The 17302-nt window shown below is 69.8% G+C and carries 17 protein-coding genes and 1 pseudogene; 9 read left to right on the top strand and 9 right to left on the bottom strand.

The annotated features are described in order from the left end of the window. Nucleotides 1-19: 19 nt before the first annotated feature. Together V3W47_RS19250 and V3W47_RS19245 are read left to right on the top strand one after the other, a co-directional pair. Nucleotides 20-799, top strand: a complete 780-nt coding sequence (locus V3W47_RS19250) for a YkgJ family cysteine cluster protein (protein ID WP_331826856.1) — start codon at nt 20-22, stop codon at nt 797-799. A 79-nt stretch (nt 800-878) separates the two neighbouring features. Further along, complete coding sequence (locus tag V3W47_RS19245; protein ID WP_331826855.1) at nt 879-1742, top strand: sugar phosphate isomerase/epimerase family protein; 864 nt, start codon at nt 879-881, stop codon at nt 1740-1742. Nucleotides 1743-1749: 7 nt separating this feature from the next. Here V3W47_RS19245 and V3W47_RS19240 read toward each other — a convergent pair whose 3' ends face one another. The 3 genes from V3W47_RS19240 to V3W47_RS19230 form a co-directional block, all read right to left on the bottom strand. After that, entirely contained in the window at nt 1750-2379 is a 630-nt protein-coding gene (locus tag V3W47_RS19240) for a phospholipase A2 (protein WP_331826854.1), read from the bottom strand. A gap of 132 nt (nt 2380-2511) precedes the next feature. Then, a complete protein-coding gene (locus tag V3W47_RS19235; protein ID WP_331826853.1) occupies nt 2512-3477 on the bottom strand; it encodes an electron transfer flavoprotein subunit alpha/FixB family protein in 966 nt (321 codons plus the stop codon). After that, a complete protein-coding gene (locus V3W47_RS19230; RefSeq protein WP_331826852.1) occupies nt 3474-4235 on the bottom strand; it encodes an electron transfer flavoprotein subunit beta/FixA family protein in 762 nt (253 codons plus the stop codon). The genes V3W47_RS19235 and V3W47_RS19230 overlap by 4 nt, the downstream gene beginning before the upstream one ends. 266 nt (nt 4236-4501) lie before the next feature. Here V3W47_RS19230 and V3W47_RS19225 point away from each other — a divergent pair, with 266 nt between their 5' ends. Next, nucleotides 4502-5146, top strand: a complete 645-nt coding sequence (locus V3W47_RS19225) for a hypothetical protein (protein WP_331826851.1) — start codon at nt 4502-4504, stop codon at nt 5144-5146. 19 nt (nt 5147-5165) lie between these two features. Here the strand turns inward: V3W47_RS19225 and V3W47_RS19220 are convergent, their stop codons facing one another. From V3W47_RS19220 to V3W47_RS19210, 3 genes are all read right to left on the bottom strand, one after another. After that, nucleotides 5166-5582, bottom strand: a complete 417-nt coding sequence (locus tag V3W47_RS19220) for a carboxymuconolactone decarboxylase family protein (RefSeq protein ID WP_331826850.1) — start codon at nt 5580-5582, stop codon at nt 5166-5168. A gap of 76 nt (nt 5583-5658) precedes the next feature. Further along, nucleotides 5659-6135: an OmpH family outer membrane protein gene (locus V3W47_RS19215; RefSeq protein ID WP_331826849.1), complete on the bottom strand. Its 477-nt coding sequence runs from the start codon at nt 6133-6135 to the stop codon at nt 5659-5661. A 133-nt stretch (nt 6136-6268) separates the two neighbouring features. After that, entirely contained in the window at nt 6269-6760 is a 492-nt protein-coding gene (locus V3W47_RS19210) for an OmpH/Skp family outer membrane protein (protein ID WP_331826848.1), read from the bottom strand. Nucleotides 6761-6914: 154 nt separating this feature from the next. On the opposite strand from V3W47_RS19210, the gene V3W47_RS19205 reads away from it, so the two are divergent. From V3W47_RS19205 to V3W47_RS19195, 3 genes are all read left to right on the top strand, one after another. Continuing rightward, nucleotides 6915-7550, top strand: coding sequence for a CBS and ACT domain-containing protein (locus V3W47_RS19205; RefSeq protein ID WP_331826847.1), 636 nt, complete (start codon nt 6915-6917; stop codon nt 7548-7550). Nucleotides 7551-7678: 128 nt separating this feature from the next. After that, nucleotides 7679-8386, top strand: coding sequence for an HD domain-containing protein (locus tag V3W47_RS19200; RefSeq protein WP_331826846.1), 708 nt, complete (start codon nt 7679-7681; stop codon nt 8384-8386). A gap of 64 nt (nt 8387-8450) precedes the next feature. Beyond that, nucleotides 8451-8966 (top strand): hypothetical protein, encoded by a 516-nt coding sequence (locus tag V3W47_RS19195; RefSeq protein ID WP_331826845.1) that lies wholly within the window; start codon nt 8451-8453, stop codon nt 8964-8966. 9 nt (nt 8967-8975) lie between these two features. Here V3W47_RS19195 and V3W47_RS19190 read toward each other — a convergent pair whose 3' ends face one another. Together V3W47_RS19190 and V3W47_RS19185 are read right to left on the bottom strand one after the other, a co-directional pair. Continuing rightward, entirely contained in the window at nt 8976-9422 is a 447-nt protein-coding gene (locus tag V3W47_RS19190) for a hypothetical protein (RefSeq protein ID WP_331826844.1), read from the bottom strand. An 8-nt stretch (nt 9423-9430) separates the two neighbouring features. After that, on the bottom strand, nt 9431-9889 hold the full coding sequence (locus tag V3W47_RS19185; RefSeq protein ID WP_331826843.1) for a cupin domain-containing protein: 459 nt from the start codon (nt 9887-9889) through the stop codon (nt 9431-9433). A 212-nt stretch (nt 9890-10101) separates the two neighbouring features. On the opposite strand from V3W47_RS19185, the gene V3W47_RS19180 reads away from it, so the two are divergent. Together V3W47_RS19180 and V3W47_RS19175 are read left to right on the top strand one after the other, a co-directional pair. After that, nucleotides 10102-11667, top strand: coding sequence for an efflux RND transporter periplasmic adaptor subunit (locus V3W47_RS19180; RefSeq protein ID WP_331826842.1), 1566 nt, complete (start codon nt 10102-10104; stop codon nt 11665-11667). Further along, a complete protein-coding gene (locus tag V3W47_RS19175; RefSeq protein ID WP_331826857.1) occupies nt 11667-15047 on the top strand; it encodes an efflux RND transporter permease subunit in 3381 nt (1126 codons plus the stop codon). The genes V3W47_RS19180 and V3W47_RS19175 overlap by 1 nt, the downstream gene beginning before the upstream one ends. 332 nt (nt 15048-15379) lie before the next feature. Here the strand turns inward: V3W47_RS19175 and V3W47_RS19170 are convergent, their stop codons facing one another. After that, the gene (locus tag V3W47_RS19170) at nt 15380-16159 is read right to left on the bottom strand and encodes a 50S ribosomal protein L25/general stress protein Ctc (protein ID WP_331826841.1); all 780 of its coding nucleotides are present in this window, start codon (nt 16157-16159) and stop codon (nt 15380-15382) included. Nucleotides 16160-16358: 199 nt separating this feature from the next. Here V3W47_RS19170 and V3W47_RS19165 point away from each other — a divergent pair. Continuing rightward, nucleotides 16359-17302: pseudogene (locus V3W47_RS19165) on the top strand (IS3 family transposase); the annotation flags it as partial.

Raw genomic sequence — 17302 nt, 5'->3', positions numbered from 1 at the left:
CACGCTACTCTGGCCCGCCATGGCCCGCCCCCCCACCTCCCCCGCTGCCCCCAGCCCCCCCGGCCCGGTCCTCCCGCCGCACCGCTTCGCCCACGTCACCGACCCCGTGCGGCGCGGGTACGACGCCTACGCGCGCCGGGCGCGGGCGTGGACGGCGGGCTACCTGGAGCGCGGCGGGCAGGTGACGTGCGGGGCCGGGTGCTTCGCGTGCTGCAACATGCCCGTCCGGGTCAGCCTCGCCGAGGCGCTCGTCACCGCGCAGGCGCTCACGGACGCCGAGGCCGCGCGGATGGAGGCGCACGCCCGCCGCGTCCTCGGGAACGCCCGCACCGCCCCGGACGACGACGTGTACGTGGAACGCCACCGCCGCGAGGTCGGCTTCTGCCCGCTGCTCGACCGGGGAACGGGCGGCTGCTCACGCTACGACGTGCGGCCCACCCGCTGCCGCGACACCTTCAGCGCCCTGCCCGCCCGCCACTGCGAGGCCGGGGCGTGGGAGGCCATGACCCGCCGTGAGCAAGACGCCTACCGCCGCGAGGTCGCCCGCACGCCGGGCACCGACGGGGAGCTGCCCTTCATCGCGCCCCTCGAACACCTCTCGGAGCCGATCTGGGCGGCGGCCTCAAGGGCCATGCGCGCCGAGTGGGGGCTGGAGGTCTGGGGCGACTTCTGGGTGCTGACCACCCTCGCCCGCAGCGTGGCGTTCATGTCCAGCGTCGAACGCGGTGACGCGCGGGGGGCGTGGCGGGCGGCGAGGGCGGCGGGCCTCGCGCACCCGACCATTCTAGAGGTCGGCTGAGTCGAGGGGGCCGGGCCGCGCCGGGGGAGCTGGGGGGAGGTCCATTTCCCCGGGGAAGCGGGGCCGCTAAGCTGGCCGGGTGCCGCCCCTCCCGCCGCTCCGCCTGGGCATGAATGCCCGCCTCTTCCCCAACAACTGGCGTCCGCTCGCGCAGGAGATCGAGTTCGCGTCCCGCGTGGGCTTCCACGGCCTGCAACTGCCCGGACCCCCCGGAGGGCTGGACGAGGAGCGGCTGGGTGCCCCGCTCGGAGAGGTGGCCCGCCGGATGCGCCACGCCGGGCTGGAGGCGGTCATGGAAATCGCCCTGCCCCTTCAGCCCGGAGGCCGGACGCCCGCCGGACAGACCCCCACCGACGTGCTGGAGGCCAACCTGCCCGCTCTCCTCGAACTGGGCATCACCCACGTCCACTGGCACCTCTTTCCGGGCATGGCCGGGCCGGAGGGCTTGCAGGGGCTGGAGGCGATGCTGCCCGGAGCGTTCGACCTCGGCACTGCCCTCGCCCGGCGGCACGGCCTGACCCTGGGCTTCGAGCACAACGCCCCCGGCGTCGGTTTTCTGGACGGGCCGGAGGCGTGCCGGGCGCTCCTCGACCTCTTCCCTGACCTGGGGCTGGTCTTCGACCTCAACCACGCGGCCCCCGACCAACTGGGCGGCTACCTGGCCCTCGCCCCCCGCATGACGCTGCTGCACGTCTCCGATACGCCGCTGCCCGAGGTGAACTGGCACCTCCCGCTGGGGTGGGGGTCCCTCGACTTCGGCGGTCTGCTGGGTCGCCTGCGGCGGGGCGGCTTCCGGGGACCCGGCGTGCTGGAGATCGGCGGCCAGCCCTGGTCGGGCGGCTACGGGCAGGACACGGACGAGGCCCTGTCCGCCTCGCTGGAGGTCATTCGGCGGGTCTCGGTCGGGAGCGAGGCCCCCCAGCCGACCACGCCCAGCTTCTGAACGGGCTTCAGAAGCTCCCGCTGCCCCCCACCCGCACCGCCTGATAGTAGGCGTAGGCCGCGCTGTAGCACGCGGGCCGGGCGTACCAGCTCTTCGCCGCGCAGGCCGATTTCATGTTGACGTAGAAGGCGTCGTCGCTGGCGAGGCGGTTGGCGGACGTGCGCTCGTAGACCTTGAGGTTGCGGTACGCGAAGTCGTGGACGTGGCACGAGGGCCGGAAGTCCTCGCGGTAGCCCAGCCCCAGCCCGTCGGGGGCGCTGCACCCGTCGCGCGTCCAGTCGAGGCCGGGATAGGGGCTGCTCGTGCCCGCATAGGCGGCGTACTGGGCGTTGTAATTCCCCACCGTGCCCCAGCCCGTGCGCTTGACGTAGGCGAGGCGGTCCGAGGCGAGGTCCAGCCCGGAGATGGCCGGGGCCTCCGGGCGGGTGAAGCTGGCGGGCCGCTCCCCGTACGCCTCCTGAAGCGCGGCGAGCAGACCGGGGTCGTTCCCGTACCGCGCGAGGATGGCCTGACTGTCCGCGTCCGCCAGCTCCGGGCGCGAGGCGTAGTCGGCGACGCTGGCCCCCGGTGTGGATGTCTGTCCGCAGGCGGCGAGGGTCAGGGCAAGGGCGGCGGTCACGAAGGGGAGGGTCTTCACGCGGGTCTCCTGGGGTGAGGGCTGAGTTGTGCTGACCCGACCAGTTTAACCACATCCCCACGAACCTGTCATGAAAAGGCCGCCCATCCGGGAGGACAGGCGGCACGGTGCGGCGGGCGAAGACGGGTGCGGTTACTTCCCGGCGGCCTCGATGAGGGCGGGCACGATCTGGTTCACGTCACCGACGATGCCGTAGTCGGCAACCTTGAAGATGGGGGCCTCGGCGTCCTTGTTGATGGCGACGATATAGCGGCTCTTGCCCATGCCGGAGAGGTGCTGCACGGCCCCCGACACGCCCAGCGCGACGTAGGCTTTCGGCTGCACCGTCTTGCCCGTCTGCCCCACCTGCTCGGCGTAGGGCCGCCAGCCCGCGTCCACGACCGCGCGGGTCGCGCCCACGCCCGCCCCGATGCGGTCGGCCAGCCCCTCGACGTAGGCGCTGAAGTTCTCGGAGTTGCCCACCCCGCGCCCGCCCGTCACGATCACGTCGGCCTCGGTCAGCGCGACGCGGCTCGTCTTCTCCACGCTGCGGCCCGTCACCTCCACGCGCGGGGCGGGGAGGTCGAGTTCCACGTCGTACTGCTCGCCGGGCGTGGGCAGCGGCGCGGCGGCGGCGAAGGACCCCGGCTTGACGGTCACGACGACCACCGGGCCGCCCGCCTCCACCGTCTCGGTCACGCGGGCGAGGTAGGTATACCGCTGCGCCTGAAGGGTGTCACCGTTGGCCGTGAGCCGGATGGCGTCCTCCAGATACGGCGCGTCGAGCTTCACCGCCACGCGGGGGGCGTACTCGCGGCCCGAACGGCTGCCGCCGATGACGACGGTGTGTGCCTCACCCTCCCCCGCGATCTGCGCGGTGGCGGCGGCCCAGGTCTCGGCGGTGTAGGTGGCGAGGCCCGGCAGGTCGGCCACGAGGACCTGATCGGCGACGGCGGCGGCGGCGTTGGCGACCTCCGCGACGTTCTGGCCGAGGACGAGGACGGTGACGGGGCCTTCCCGGCCCCCCCCACTTTCAAGCACAGCGCGGGCCGCCGTGACCATCTCCAGCGTGGCTTTGGCGAGCTTCCCGCCCGCGTGTTCGGCGACGATCAGGATCATGCGAGCACCTTCGCTTCGTTTCGCAGGAGGTCGAGGAGTTGCGCGGCGGCGGCCTGCGGGTCCTTGCCGTCGATCATCCGGTTGAGGCGGGCGCGGGTCTGAATCTCGGCGTTCACCACCCGGACGGTGGGCTGGGTGCCGTAGCCTCCCAGGTCATCCTTGCGCAGTTCCTTGCGCTTGGCCTTCATGATGTTGGGGAGGGTCGGGTAGCGCGGCTCGTTCAGCCCCTGCTGGGTCGTCACGACGGCGGGCAGAGGAGCGCGGAAGCTCTCGTTGCCGTCGTCCACGTCATGCCGCCCGGTCAGGGTCTCGCCCTCCACCTTCAGCTCGTTCGTCCACGTGAGCTGCGGCCAGCCCAGACGCTCGGCGGTCGCGGCCCCCAGCGCCTGACTGTCCCAGTCGGCCTCCTGCCCGCCGACGAGGATCAGACCCGCGCCCTCGGCCTGCGCCACCTGCGCGACGACGCGGCTCAGGGCGATGGGATCGAGCTTCTCATCGGTCTCGACGTGAATCGCCCGGTCCACGCCCATTGCCAGCGCCGTTCGCAACGCGTCCTCCACCCGTTTGGGGCCGACCGCGAGCGCCACGATCTCCTCGACGTTCGCGCCGCTCTCACGCAGCCGCAGGGCCTCCTCCACCCCGTACTCGTCCATGCCGTCGATGACGAGGGTCGTGCCCTCCAGGTCCACCGCTCCGGCGTTGATTTTGACGCGCGCCTCCGCGTCGGGCACCTGCCTGACCAACGTGAGAATCTTCATGTGACCTCCGCAGGAGTGCGCCCACAGCGGCGTTCACCCCACCTTGCCTCACCTGTGCGCCTGCCCCTGATCCGGGCGGCGTCAAGAATTGGACCGGGTGTAAGTTTAGCAGGGCGGGCGTGGGCGTACCAGGGTCCAGCGCCTCACTCCCGGCCCTCACCCCCAGCAGCCTCCCCCCAAGCTGACGCCCGTCTGTCGCCAGACTAAAGCCGCCGCAGGGTGCGTGAGGGCGGGCGCTCATCTTGGGCGGGCACGCTACGGAGGACATGAAGAAGATGATTGCCCTCACCCTCAGCGCGGGCCTCGCCACGGCGGGCGCGCAGACGTTCAGCACCAACGGCATCGAGTTGGGCCTGACCGGTGGCTACGCGAGCGGCCTCAGCGGCGAGGCGTTCGTTCACGCGCCCAACGTGGTGGGTCCCTTCGGGATCAAGGTCGGGGCGAGCTACACACGCGCAAATAACGCCATCGACACCTCGAACGACCTCATCGTGCTCGACGCCGACCGCAGCGGGCAGTACGTCGTCGCCAGCGTGGACGGCACGTACAGCCTCGGCGAGCTGACCCCCGGCGTGGGTGCCACCGTCTACGCGGGCGGGCGCTATGGCAGGTTCAGCGCGACGGAGGATTTCGGCTCGACCGGGACTCTGCGCTACGACACCAATCCCTTCGGCATCGGCGCGGGCGTGATGGTGAGCTACGCGCTGGCGGGCAACCTCAGCCTCGTGGGTGATGTGGGCGTGGACCAGTTCTTCAATACCACGATCAACAGCACCACCACGGGACCCGACGGCTCAGTGACGACCGATTCCTTCGCCACCAACGACGGCAGCTACAGTGCAGTGAGCGACCGCTTTATTCGCCCCGGCACCGTGTTCAAGGCGCGCATCGGCATCAAGACGACGTTCTGAGTCTCCCCGTCCGTCGCCCTCACTCCTCGCGGGTGGGGGCGTTTTGCTGCCCAGTCTCCAAGAGCGCCTGAAGCTGGGCAAAGGCCGCCACCACGCGCGGAAAGCCGAGGTACGGCACGCACAGCAGCAGCGTCTCGCGCACCTCGGCCTCGGTTGCCCCGGCCCGCAGGGCACCGCGCAGGTGCGTCCGCAACTCCGGCGGGCTGCCGAGGCTCACCAGCAGCGCGCAGGCGATCAATTCCTTCGTCCGCAGGTCGAGGCCGGGCCGCTCGTACACCGTGTCGTAGGCGAAGTCGCGGACATAGGCCATCAGGTCGGGGTCGAGCGCCGAGAGCCGCGCGAGGATGCGCTCCTCCTGCGCCCCGAAGATGACCTCACGCGCCGAGGGCGTCTCCTCCATCTCCACTCTGTCCTTGTCCTGCCCGTCTTCCGTCATGGGCGGCAGGGTACAGCGTGGGCCAAAGGGAAGACCCTCTCCGAATGTGCGGAAGGGGGCCTGTCGGATTGAACTCCTATTTCTTGATCGCCCTGAGCACGGCGGGCGTGAGGTCCGTCGCCTGCGTGTTCGCATAAATCACCAGGGCCGTCTGCGCGGCGACGCGGCTGTCGAGGACGACCGTGAAGCCGCTCGTCCTGGCAACGTTCGTCACCGTGGTGTTGATGCGACCTTGCAGCGGCTTGAACTCGGTGGCGAGGCGCTGCTGGTAGCCCTGCTGGGCGCTCACGAAGGCCTGCTGCGCCCTCTGCGCGGCCTGACGGTCGGCGGCGGTGCGGGTGCTGTTCGCGCGGGTGATGAGTTGCTGGAGGTTCGTCTGCTTGCCCTTCAGGTCGGCATCCACCCTCTTGCTGAGCGCGAGGTAGGCGGCATTGCCGGGCAGCGCGGCCACGACCTGCCGCACGTCCACGAAGCCCACGCGGCTACGCTTTTGCTGGGCCTGCGGCACGGTGGCGAGAAGGGCGAGGGGGAGGATGAGCAGGGCAGGTTTCATCAAAGAGGTCCTTTCCATCTCAGCGTACCTGTTGAGGATGCTGACGGCTGAGAGCCGACGGCTGACCGCTTGCCCCAAAGGCAAACCCCCGCGCGCGGCGGGGGCCGGGTGAGCGGCTCCGCTCAGACGTGAATCAGGGCTTGAGGGCCTTGAGGGCCGCGTCGGTCAGGTCGGTGGTGTTCTCGGCGTAGATCACGAGGCCGCTGCGGGCGGCAACCCCACGGTCCATCACGACGCTGTAGCCGTTGGCCTTCGCCACGGCGTTCACGGCGGTGTCCACGGCCTTTTCCACGGCCTGGGTCTTGGGCTGGACCTGGGTCTGGAAGGACTTCGCCTTCGCCTCGTAGGTCGAGACGAGGGTGGTGCGGCTCTGCTTCTCGGCGGCGGTGGCCTGCGCGCCCTTCGCGTCAATGGCCTGAATCTGCTTGCCGAGCGCGCCGAGTTCGGTCTCCGCCTGCTTCTGGATGGTCTGGAGGTCCTTGTCGGCGGGGTGGGCGGCCAGCACCCGCTGCACGTCCACGAAACCGATCTTCTGCGGCGTCGTTTGCGCGTGCGGCGCGAGGGTCCCCAGCCCGAAGGCGGCGACGAGGGCAACGGGCGCAAGCGCCTTGGCGTTCATCTTCATGGCGGGCAAGCTAGCACGGCCCTTTCTGAGCCGAATGAATCTCTTCACAGTTGTCTCACACGCCGGATCAGGGGGCGGTCAGGTGGGAGCTGTCAGCTTTCAGCCGTCAGCAATCAGCAAAACATGTCGGGAGTCCAGCCTTGTAAGGTGGGCCATGCTCGTACGCGATTGGATGACGCCTGATCCCCTGACGGTGACGCCGGACACGCCGGTGATGGAGGCGCTGCGGCTGCTGCGGGAGCGGGGGTTTCGGCGTCTGCCCGTGATGGAGGGGGAGCGGCTGGTGGGCATCACCACGCGCAAGGACCTCAAGGACGCCGTGCCGAGTCAGGCGACCACCCTGAGCGTGTGGGAGCTGACCTCGCTCCTCAGCCGCCTGACCGTCTCCGAGATGATGGCCCGGCCCGTGATCACCGTGCGCGCGAACGAATATATGGAGGACGCGGCGCTGCGGATGCAGGAGCACGACGTGGGCGGTCTGCCCGTGCTGGACGCCTCCGGGCGGCTGTGCGGCATGGTGACGATCACGGACGTGCTGCGCGCCTTCACCGACATCCTGGGGCTGCGCGAGGGGGGCACCCGCCTGACGCTGGACATGCCCGACACGCCCGGCAGCCTCGCGCGGGCGGCGGGGGCGGTGCTGCCGAGCAACATCATCAGCGTCGCCACGTCCGGGCAGGGGGCGAAGGAAGGCCAGCCCCGACGCCGCTTCGTCATGCGCGTGACGGGCGAGGGCGCGCGGGACGTGCGGGCGCGGGTGCGGGAGGCGGGGATAGATGTGGTGGAGTAGGGAGGAGTCGCCAGTCGCCAGCTTCCAGTCGCCAGAACCAACAGAGAGGCTCTTGGCTTCGTTGACCTGACGTTTCGGGGACGGCTCATGCGCGCCTCCGCACCTCGGCCCTGTCCTATGGTTCAGGCATGACGACGAACGCAGAAGCTTTCCCACTGACCGACGACTTCCCCACTGCCCTCCGGCTCGCGCACGAGTGGCACACCGGGCAGTACCGCAAGGGCACGCGGACGCCCTACCTCTCGCACCTGCTCGGCGTGGCGTCGGTGGCGCTGGAGTTCGGCGGGACGGAGGCGGAGGCCATCGCCGCCCTGCTCCACGACGCGCTGGAGGACGGCCCGGAGTACACGCACCGGGACGCCTCCGAGTTGCAGGGTGAGATCGAACGGCTCTTCGGGCCGGAGGTCGCCCGACTCGTGGACGGCGCGACCGACGCGGCCCCGAAGGCGGGCGAGAAGAAGGCCCCGTGGGTCGAGCGCAAGACGGCCTACCTCCGCCGCCTCGCCCACGAGGACGCTTCCTCGCTCCTCGTCAGCGCGTCCGACAAGCTGCACAATGCCCGCAGCATCCTGACCGACGTGCTGACCGCCGGGGACGGGGCCGAGGCCCGCGCCGCGTTCTTCACCCGCTTCAACCGGGGGCAGGAGGGCACCTTGCAGTATTACCGCCTCCTCGTGGACGCCTACCGCGCCTCTCCCGGCGGGCGGGACCGTCCGCGTCTCCAGGCCCTCTTCGCCGAGTTGGACCGCACGGTAACGGCGCTGGAGGAGGCGTGCGGCGTGACGGCGGACGAGGTGCGGGGGTATGGGTTGTTGCAGGGCGTGGTGGGGGAGTGAGGAGCGGGGCCGACCCTCCTGGGAATGCTCAGCGAGGGGTCAGCTTGCCCTCTTACGGTGAGGCATGTTGCCGACTCTGCTCGCTGCGCTGGCCCTCGCATCAGCCCCGAAGTACGACGTGTTTCTGGGGATGCCTGAGAAGACGGCGCAGGCTGTGAGGGGCATGGTGCAGACCATGAAAACGGACGGCGCGGACTGGACCCCCGAGGTTGAGACGACCGCTTCCGTCGGCCCGGACACGCTCGTGATGTGGTCGTGGCCGCTGAGGGGCAATCACGGAATTGGACTACAAATCTACGGCCCGGACGGCAAGTTCAAGACACGCCTGGACGACTCGAACATTCCGTCCGCCCGAGCAGCAGTGTGCGGCGGGCGTTACGTGGTGGGCGGTGGGAATACGCTCCGGGTCTGGGATGCTCGGCAGGACTACCGCCTGATCTTCCGCAAGACGTTCCCGAACCTTTCGCCCTTCGCCCGCCTGAGTTGTCCGGGTGGCACGCTGCTCATTGAGGAGCAAGAGGGGACGCGCCGGCAGACGAGGCTTCGGCTCATGGTGCCGACTCTTACGCCCGCGCGCTGACCTCTCGCGTTAGGCTGACTCCTCTTTCCCCCACTTCCACCACGTCAGGTGATACTCCCCCTGCTCCACCTCGTACTCCGCGCCACAGTGGTTGCAGCGGCAGCGGTAGGTCATGTTCCAGTCGGGCGGGCTGGTGGAGACCACGGTCACGTCGCCCGCCCCCTCCTCCTTGCAGGGGTCGTGGGTCAGGAACTGCCCGTAGAGCGAGCAGCGGCACAGGCCGTCCCGCGCAGCGCGCACCGTGGCGAGGGCCTGACGCAGACGTTCGTTGTTGGGGAAGAGGGCACCGCCCAGGTCGAGGTCCGCCGTGGCCCGCTGGATAGCAGGCAGATGTCCGGCCAGCGTCGCCAGGTCTTGCCGATCACGTGAATCGTTGATCGCGCAGGCCGCCCCCCAGACGCGGTGCGTGTCGCGGGAAAGAAGGTCGGCGAGCCAGGCGTCCACCTCACCCGACATGGGGCACCTCAGTCCACCGGGTCACGGTCCCACCCCGGCACGCGCTCAATCCGCGCCCTCGCCTCCTCCATGTCCGTCTCCCCCGGTCGGCACACGTCCCAGTCACGCCCCCCAGCATAGGCACCGATCACGAGCAGGTCGGCGCTGCCGCCGTCGTTGCGGTGGCCCGTGCCCGCTGGCAGGAGCAGCACGTCGCCCTCCCCCACCGTCACCTGCGGGCCGCCCTCGCCGCCGAGGGTCACGCTGGCCTGCCCACGCGCGATGATCAGAACCTCGTGGGCGGTGGAGTGGTAGTGGTGGTAGGGGTAGATGCCATTGCGCCAGGTATTCGTCCAGCCGCGTGCGGCAAGGTGCGCCTCAATCTGCGTGGGCGTGAGACCCGTCAGGGCGGCACGGTAAACATGGGCAGGCAGGGCGTTGTTGGGCACCGCGCCGTCTTGTGGGGGGGGAAGGAGGTCGGGCCGCACACCTCAAGGTAAGGACGGCGGGCCGACCCACGAGCCGTATGAAGATTTGGGGAAGACGCTGCAAGCTGTTCCATTCGTCCCAGACGCCTTTTCACGGTAGCCGGGCATACCAAGCTTTGTTAGTCCTCTTCGATATTCCTTCGTCAAAAGGTGGTTCCATAGTGGACATGGACCAGGTGTCGAGGCCAATGTCAGAACAGGAGCGTCCGCCTGTGCCGTCGCCGGGTGCCGCTGAGGGTGCTGCCGAGAAAACCCGCCGCTCCTTTCCGTGGGGCTGGCTGCTCGTGCCGCTGCTGCTCGGCGGCGTGGGCTACGTCGGCTACCGGCTGGGGCAGGACGACGCGGGCAGTGCGGCGAGCGCAGGCGGTGGATTCGGCGGGGCGGGCGGCGGGACCGGGCAGAGCGCCCCCGGTCAGGCGGCGGGAGGACAGAGCGCGGGAGGACAGAGTGCAGGGGGAACGGGCAGCCGTTCGGGAGCGGGGGGTCAGACGGCGGGGGCCGGGCAGAGTGGCAGCGCAGCCGGAGCATCTGGCGCGGCGGCGGGAGCAGGTCAGACCGGAGCGGGAGCGCCGGGGCAGGCGGCGGGCACCACACGCGGCACCGGCGTCACCACGCCCGTTCAGGCCGCCGTCGTCAAGTCGGGAACGCTGAGCACCGAGCGGCGGCTGACGGGCACGGTCGCCTCCGCGCAGGAGGTCACGGTGTCGGCGCGCACGTCGGGCACGGTGACGAACATCGCCGTGGACGTGGGCGGGGCCGTGAACGCCGGGCAGACCGTCCTGTCCCTGAGCAACAGCGACCTCAACACGAGCGTGGAGAGTGCGCGCAATGCGCTGGAGACGGCGCAGGTGCAGCTCCGCTCGCAGACGAACAGCGTGCAGAGTGGGCGGGCGCAGCTTCAGCAGCAGGTGAGTGCCGCGCAGACCACGCTGGCGAACGCCCAGCAGAGCCTGACGGCCCTCCAGCGGCTCGCGGCCATCGGCGCGGCGTCACGCACGGAGGTCAACAACCAGCTCGCGCAGGTGCAGGCCGCCCGCACGACCCTCACGACGGCGCAGGCCAACCTCGCGGAGAACACGCGGGCGCAGACCGAGAGCCTCGCCGAGGCCCGCCTCGCCGTCCAGCGGGCGCAGATCACGCTCAATCAGGCGCAGCAGGCGGCGGCGGCGGTGCGCGTCACGGCCCCCTTCGCCGGGCAGGTCACGGGCCTGAACGTCAGCGAGGGCCAGTATCTCGCCGCCAACAGCGAGGCGTTCTCGCTCGTCAGCAGCCAGCGGCAGGTGTCGGTGAGCGTGCCCGCGACCGAGGCCACGACCCTTCCGGTCGGCGCGGCGCTCACCTTCGTGGTCGGGCAGCAGAAGTACCCGCTCAAGGTCTCGCAGAACGCGGGGGCACCCACGAACGGCAGCGTGCCGCTCGTCGCGCGCTTCATCGAGACCACGCCGCCCGCGCTGGGCACCGTCGGCTCGGTCGTGTACACGGCGAAGGTGGCGACGGGCGTCCTCGTGCCGAGCACCGCGCTTCAGGTGGACGGCGACCGGACGTACGTCTTCACCATCGAGGACGGGAAGGCCGAGCAGAACGTGGTCACGGTGCTGGGACAGGCGGGCACCCAGTCCGCCGTGAGCGGCATCGAGGCCGGGGATGAGGTCATCAGCCAGCCGCCCACGGGCCTCCTCGACGGCGCGGGCGTGACGACGGCGAGCGCGGGGGCGGGAGCAGGCGCGAGGCAGAGCAGCGGTGGCGCGGGCGGTCCGCCCCCCGGAGGTGCGCCGTGATGCGGAATGTGGGCAAAAAGGTCTTCGACAGCGTGAACCCGGTGGTGGGCTTCTCGGTCACGCGCTACGTCTTTTCCATCGGCATCTTCATCGGCATCGTGGTCTTCGGCTTCGTGTCGATGCGCTCGCTCGGCGTGGACCTGCTCCCCAGCGTGAACATCCCGGTCGTCAACATCAGCACCTCGTACTCGGGGGCCAGCCCGACCTCGGTGGACGAGGAGGTGACGCAGGTCATCGAGAGCGCGGTCGCGCAGGTGCCCAACGTCACCTCCATCTCCTCCACGAGCAGCACGGGCAGCAGCCGCGTCACCCTCCAGCTCGAGGACGGCACCGACCAGAACGCGGCGGCCAATCAGGTCGCCTCGCTCGTGTCGGCGGCGACCCGCCAGCTTCCCGACGACGCGGACAGCCCCAGCGTGCGGACCTTCAACCCGAACGCGCAGGCCATCCTCGAATTCGGCGTCTCGGGCGGCACGGCTGCCCAGGCCGACGTGTACGACTTCGTGGAGGACCAGCTCGTTCCGGCCCTCCAGCGGGTCGAGGGCGTGGCCGACGTGGAACTCAGCGGCGGGTCGCAGCGCAACATCGAGGTTCTGCTCGACCCCAACAAGCTCGCCGCCTACGGCCTGACCCCCCAGAGCGTGTCCTCGGCCATCAGCGGCAGCAACGTCCGGTCGTCCATCGGGACGGTGACGCGCGAGGGCAATAGCCTGACGTACACGACGAACGCGCGGCTCACCAGCGTCAACGACATCTCCAACGTCATCCTCGACGCGGGCAAGGGCGTGCGGGTGGCGGACGTGGCGGGCGTGCGCGACGCGAGCACCACGACCGGGGTGACGCGCGTGAACGGCCTGCCCGTCGTTCTCGTCAGTATCCAGCAGACCTCGGGCAGCAACGCGGTCGCCGTCGTGGACGGGGTGAAGGCGCTCGTCTCGGGCGTCCAGCTCCCGGACGGGTACAGCGTCACGTACAGCAACGACACGACCGGCCCCATCCGCGCGAGCATCGAGTCCACCACCCATGAGCTGTGGGTGACGGGCCTCGTCGTCGCGTTCGTGACGCTGCTGTTCCTGGGGCGGCTGAATACCGCCTTCACGGTGATCGCGGCCATCCCGATCTCGCTCGCCGCCGCGCCGATCCTGTACAGCCTGATGGGCTTCACCTTCAATCAGGTGTCGCTGCTCGCCCTGATCGTCGCCATCGGCATCGTGGTGGACGACTCCATTGTGGTCGCCGAGAACGTCGAGCGGTACCGGGCGATGGGCTTTGGCCGCGTCGAGTCGGTGCTGCGCGGCGCGTCGGAGGTCTTCAGCGCGGTGGCGGCGGCCTCTCTGTCGCTGCTCGCGGTCCTGATCCCGGTGAGCTTCATGGGCGGCGTCATCGGGGCATACGTCCAGCAGTTCGCGCTGGGTCTCGCGGCGGCGGTGCTGCTCTCGTGGCTGGAGGCGCTGCTCTTCCTCACCGTCCGCATGGCGTACACGCCGGACGCCGAGCCGCTGGGGTGGCGGGACGTGCCCCGCGCGTTCACCCGGCTGCCGGAAGCGGTGCGCTGGGGCGTGGCCTCGGTGCGGACGTGGTGGTTCTGGGTGCTGGCCGCTGGCCTCGCGTTCCTCGTCTGGACGCGGGTGGAGAACCGGCTGCTCCTCCTCGGCCTGCTGCTGCTGCCCGTCGCGCTGATCGCCGTCCGCTACGTGTGGGGCGCTCTCCTCGCCTTCCTGGAGGCGCTGACGACGACCCTGCACGGCATCACCGACCGGGGGCTGGCGTTCATGCGGGAGGCGTATGCGCGGAGCCTCGGCGGGGCGCTGCGAAACAGCGTGGGCGTCCTGCTCATCGCCGCCGCCTTCCTCGTCGCCACCGTGCTGCTGGTGGTGCCGCGCATGAATTTCACGTTCACGCCGAGCACCGACTCGGGCACCCTGCGTGCGGGGCTGCGGCTGCCGAGCGGCCTGTCGCTGAACACCCGCAACCAACTCGTGAGCCGGATGGAGAGCTACTTCCTGGCGCGGCCCGAGGTGGAGACGGTGCAGGCCAGCGTGACGGGCAACGGCACGAACCTCAACATCACCCTCAAGGACAAGGAGGAGCGCGAGGACACCGCCACGCTGACGGCGACGTACCAGCAGGCCTTGCGCGGCATGTTCAGCGACGTGCCGAACGTGCGGGCGAACATCTTCAGCGGGGGCGGCTTCCGGGGGCAGGGCAACAGCCTGAGCCTCACCCTCGTGGCGAGCAACTACGACCTGCTCAAGCAGCGTGCGGCGACCGCCGTCAACGTCATCGAGGGGAACGAGGGCGTCCTGAGCGCGAGCAGCGGCCTGGACAACACGACGCTGGAGAATCAGTTCGTGCCCAATCCCAGCCTGCTGGCGGGCACGGGCCTGTCGGCAAGCACGGTGGCGCAGGCGCTGGGCACCTACGGCAGCGGCTCCAGCGGCGGCAACGTGGAGATCAGCGGGGTGACGTACCCCGTGACCGTGCAGCTCGACCCGCAGTACCTTCAGGACGACCAGTCGCTCCTGTCCCTCCCGATCTACAGCTCCACTCTGGGCAGCAGCGTCACGGTGGGTCAGCTCGGCAGCATCGTGCAGGCGAGCGCCCCGACGAGCGTGGAGCGCACGAACCGGCTGTACAGCCTGAGCCTGTCGGTGGAACCCGACCCGGCGAGCGGCCTGACGAGCGCGCAGCTTCAGGAGCAGCTCACGGCGGAGCTGACCGGAGCGGGCGTGGTGGACAACCTCGTGACGGTGGGATCGGCGGACCGCAACAGCGCCTTCGCGCTCGGCAACCAGATCGGGACGCTGGGTCTCCAGGCCTTCGCCATCTCCATGCTGCTCGTGTACCTCGTGATGGGCGCACAGTTCAACTCGTTCCGCTATCCCCTCTACCTGCTGCTGCCCGTGCCCTTCGCGGTCGCCGGGGCGTACTGGATGATGTTCCTCGTCGGCGGGACGCTCGACATCTTCGGAGTGCTGGGCTTCCTGCTCCTGATCGGCCTGTCGGCCAAGAACGCGATCATCTACCTGGAGTTCGTGGTGGAGCAGATGCAGGAAAGGCCGCTGCGCGACGCGCTGATCGAGGCGAGCCGCCTGCGCTTCCGCCCGATCATCATGACGACGCTGACGGTCATGGTCATCAGCATCCCCCTGCTCCTGAACGAGGGCAGCGGCAGCGAGTTCGGCAAGAGCCTGTCCATCATCATCGTGGGCGGCATCGGCGTCTCGGCGATCATGACCTTCTACGTGGTGCCCGCCGCCTTCTACCTCTTCGAGCGCGGACGCGGCACCAAGCCCGCCGAGCGCGTGGTGGAGGCGGACGTGCCCGCCCCCCGGCCCACCCTCCCGCCGCAGGGCGCGAGTCCGGCACCGGGCGCGTAGGTCGGGACAGGCGAGGGGCGTTCACTTCCAGTCGGGGTGAACGCCCTTCTCTTGGATGGGTTGCAGGACGACCTGGGTGAGCGTGGCTCGCCACCCCTCTCCCACAAGGGGGGAGGGAGAACAAGCAGCTTGAGCTTGTGCTCTTTTGGCTCCTCCCCCTTGACTCGTAGAGTTGCGTGCAGAGGGGGAAGGGGGTGAGCGCGCATAGCAGCCAAGAAACACTCGCCGCGCAACTCTTCGCCTTCACCCCAGTCATACTCCAACCGCCTCCCACTCAACAAGAAGGCCGGAACCCCCTCTCGGGAATCCCGGCCCTCTCAACCTTCGGCGGCTTACTGCTGCCCGCCCTCGCTGCGGCGCTCCTCGGCGGCGTGGTTGTCCTTGTCGAGGTCGCGGCCCGCCGTGCCCGACACGTCGGCGGCTTCCTCCCCGCCCGCGCTCTCGGCGGCGGCCTCGGCCTTCGCCTCCTCGATGCTGACGCCCTCCTCCAGCACGGCCTCGGCGGCGGCCTCCGACAGCTCGCCGCTGGCGACCATGCCCGCGACCTGGGCGGCCTGGGTCTCGGCGGCCAGTTCCTCCTCGCTGAGGCGGGGCGGCAGCACGCTGATCACGATCTGGTCGGGGTCGGCGGCGAGCTTGACGCCCTCGGGCAGCCGGACCTGGGCGGCGGTCACGTGGTCGCCAATTCCGAGCCGGCTCACGTCCACCGTGAGTTCCTGCGGGATGCGGCGCGGGCCGGGCGCGATGATCGCGAGGTTATGCACCACGATGTCCACCAGCCCGCCCAGGACCTCGCCCTGCGCCTTGCCGCTGGTGTGCACGGGAACGCTGACCTCGACCGGCTGGCCGTAGGTCACCATGTAGAAGTCGGCGTGGATGGCCTGACGGCGGCGCTTGTCCATCTGCACGGTCTTGACGAGCGCCGGGAAGGTCTCGCCGCCCTCGATGGTGATGTCGAAGATGCCCGTCGTGCCCTGCTGACGAAAGGCCCGGTCGAAGGTCTTGAGGTCGAGGGCGAAGGAGACGTTGTGCTCCTTGTTGTAGGCGACGGCGGGGATCAGACCTGCGGCCAGCTTCTCCTGGCTCTTGCGGGGGACGGCTCTCAGTTCCATATGGGTGTTTTCCTCCAACTGTCTTTGGCCGCCTCACGCTCGCCGGGCTTTCCTGTGGGAGAGGGGAAAACGGTGGCGGGGGCCAAGCAACCCTGGGAGTGTAGCAAATCCTGGTGAGGGCGGGAAAGGATAGCCTGGAAGTGAGGGTGACCCGGTATGGCGGAGAAGGGGCTAAGCCTCGAAGAGAGGAGGCATCCTCATGACCCACCGCACGACCCACAGCGCCGAGTTCAAGCGTTACGTCCGGAGGGCGCGCCCGAACCAGGGGCAACATCACCGGCACGGCCCGCGACCTGGGGATCGACGTCTCCCTGCTGCGCCAGGGGATGAACGCCGATCAGGAGAAGGGTGAGGCGGCCTGTTCCGGTCAGGGGAAGCAGGTGCTGACCCCAGAGCAGCAGGAGATTCGGAGCCTCGGCAAAGAGAACGACCTCGTGCGGCAGGAACGAGAAGTCCCGAAAAAAGCGACGGCCTTGTTCGCCAGAGAGACCACACCCGGAGGTGCCAGTTCATCGACGCTCACCGCGAGCAGGACCGCCTGGACGCCGTGGTGCCGGGGGCTGGAGGTGTCGGTGAGCGGGGACCACCGTGGGCGAAGAAGGCCGATCTCCACCCACAAGCAGCAGGATGCGCTGCTCTGGCAGCGCATCCTGCACGTTCACCCGCGCAGCAAAGGACACTACGGAGCACCTCGCATTCATGCCGAACTGCGGGCAGCAGGTCTGCGGGGGTCCCATCAGCGGGTCGCGCGCCTGATGCGCTCAGGGGGGTGCGCGCCAAGGGAAAGCGCCGCCGGGTGCCAACCACCGACAGCGCCCACACCTTCCCGGCTGGCCCGAACCTGCTTGACCGCCAGTTCGACGTCTCGCCGCCCTGGGGAGGTCTGGGCGTCCGATCTGACGTCCCTGCCGACCAAAGCAGGCCGGCTCTCTCTGGCCGTCACGCTGGACCTGCATTCGCGGGCTGTGGTGGGGTCGAGGGTGGACGCGCAGAGGCCAGCGACGCTGCCGCTCGCCGCCCTTCAGATTGGCCGCCCTGCGTCGTCTTTCCCCACCCCCCACCAGGCCTCCTGCACCACAGCGAGCGGGGGAGCCAGGACGCCAGCCGGGGAGTTCAAGAACAACTGGCCCGCCGGCGGGCCAG

It is taken from the genome of Deinococcus sp. YIM 134068, from assembly GCF_036543075.1.
Classification (GTDB): domain Bacteria; phylum Deinococcota; class Deinococci; order Deinococcales; family Deinococcaceae; genus Deinococcus; species Deinococcus lichenicola.
The sequence above is the reverse complement of the archived record's forward strand: the minus strand, read 5'-3'. Positions and strand labels throughout refer to the sequence as shown.

Excerpts from the sequence above, each read along its gene's own strand:
- V3W47_RS19220 (WP_331826850.1), bottom strand. The coding sequence starts at position 5,582 with ATGACGGAAGACGGGCAGGACAAGGACAGAGTGGAGATGGAGGAGACG.
- V3W47_RS19190 (WP_331826844.1), bottom strand. The coding sequence starts at position 9,422 with ATGTCGGGTGAGGTGGACGCCTGGCTCGCCGACCTTCTTTCCCGCGAC.
- V3W47_RS19215 (WP_331826849.1), bottom strand. The coding sequence starts at position 6,135 with ATGAAACCTGCCCTGCTCATCCTCCCCCTCGCCCTTCTCGCCACCGTG.
- V3W47_RS19200 (WP_331826846.1), top strand. The coding sequence starts at position 7,679 with ATGACGACGAACGCAGAAGCTTTCCCACTGACCGACGACTTCCCCACT.
- V3W47_RS19250 (WP_331826856.1), top strand. The coding sequence starts at position 20 with ATGGCCCGCCCCCCCACCTCCCCCGCTGCCCCCAGCCCCCCCGGCCCG.
- V3W47_RS19170 (WP_331826841.1), bottom strand. The coding sequence starts at position 16,159 with ATGGAACTGAGAGCCGTCCCCCGCAAGAGCCAGGAGAAGCTGGCCGCA.
- V3W47_RS19225 (WP_331826851.1), top strand. The coding sequence starts at position 4,502 with ATGAAGAAGATGATTGCCCTCACCCTCAGCGCGGGCCTCGCCACGGCG.
- V3W47_RS19235 (WP_331826853.1), bottom strand. The coding sequence starts at position 3,477 with ATGATCCTGATCGTCGCCGAACACGCGGGCGGGAAGCTCGCCAAAGCC.
- V3W47_RS19210 (WP_331826848.1), bottom strand. The coding sequence starts at position 6,760 with ATGAAGATGAACGCCAAGGCGCTTGCGCCCGTTGCCCTCGTCGCCGCC.
- V3W47_RS19195 (WP_331826845.1), top strand. The coding sequence starts at position 8,451 with ATGTTGCCGACTCTGCTCGCTGCGCTGGCCCTCGCATCAGCCCCGAAG.
- V3W47_RS19230 (WP_331826852.1), bottom strand. The coding sequence starts at position 4,235 with ATGAAGATTCTCACGTTGGTCAGGCAGGTGCCCGACGCGGAGGCGCGC.
- V3W47_RS19205 (WP_331826847.1), top strand. The coding sequence starts at position 6,915 with ATGCTCGTACGCGATTGGATGACGCCTGATCCCCTGACGGTGACGCCG.
- V3W47_RS19175 (WP_331826857.1), top strand. The coding sequence starts at position 11,667 with ATGCGGAATGTGGGCAAAAAGGTCTTCGACAGCGTGAACCCGGTGGTG.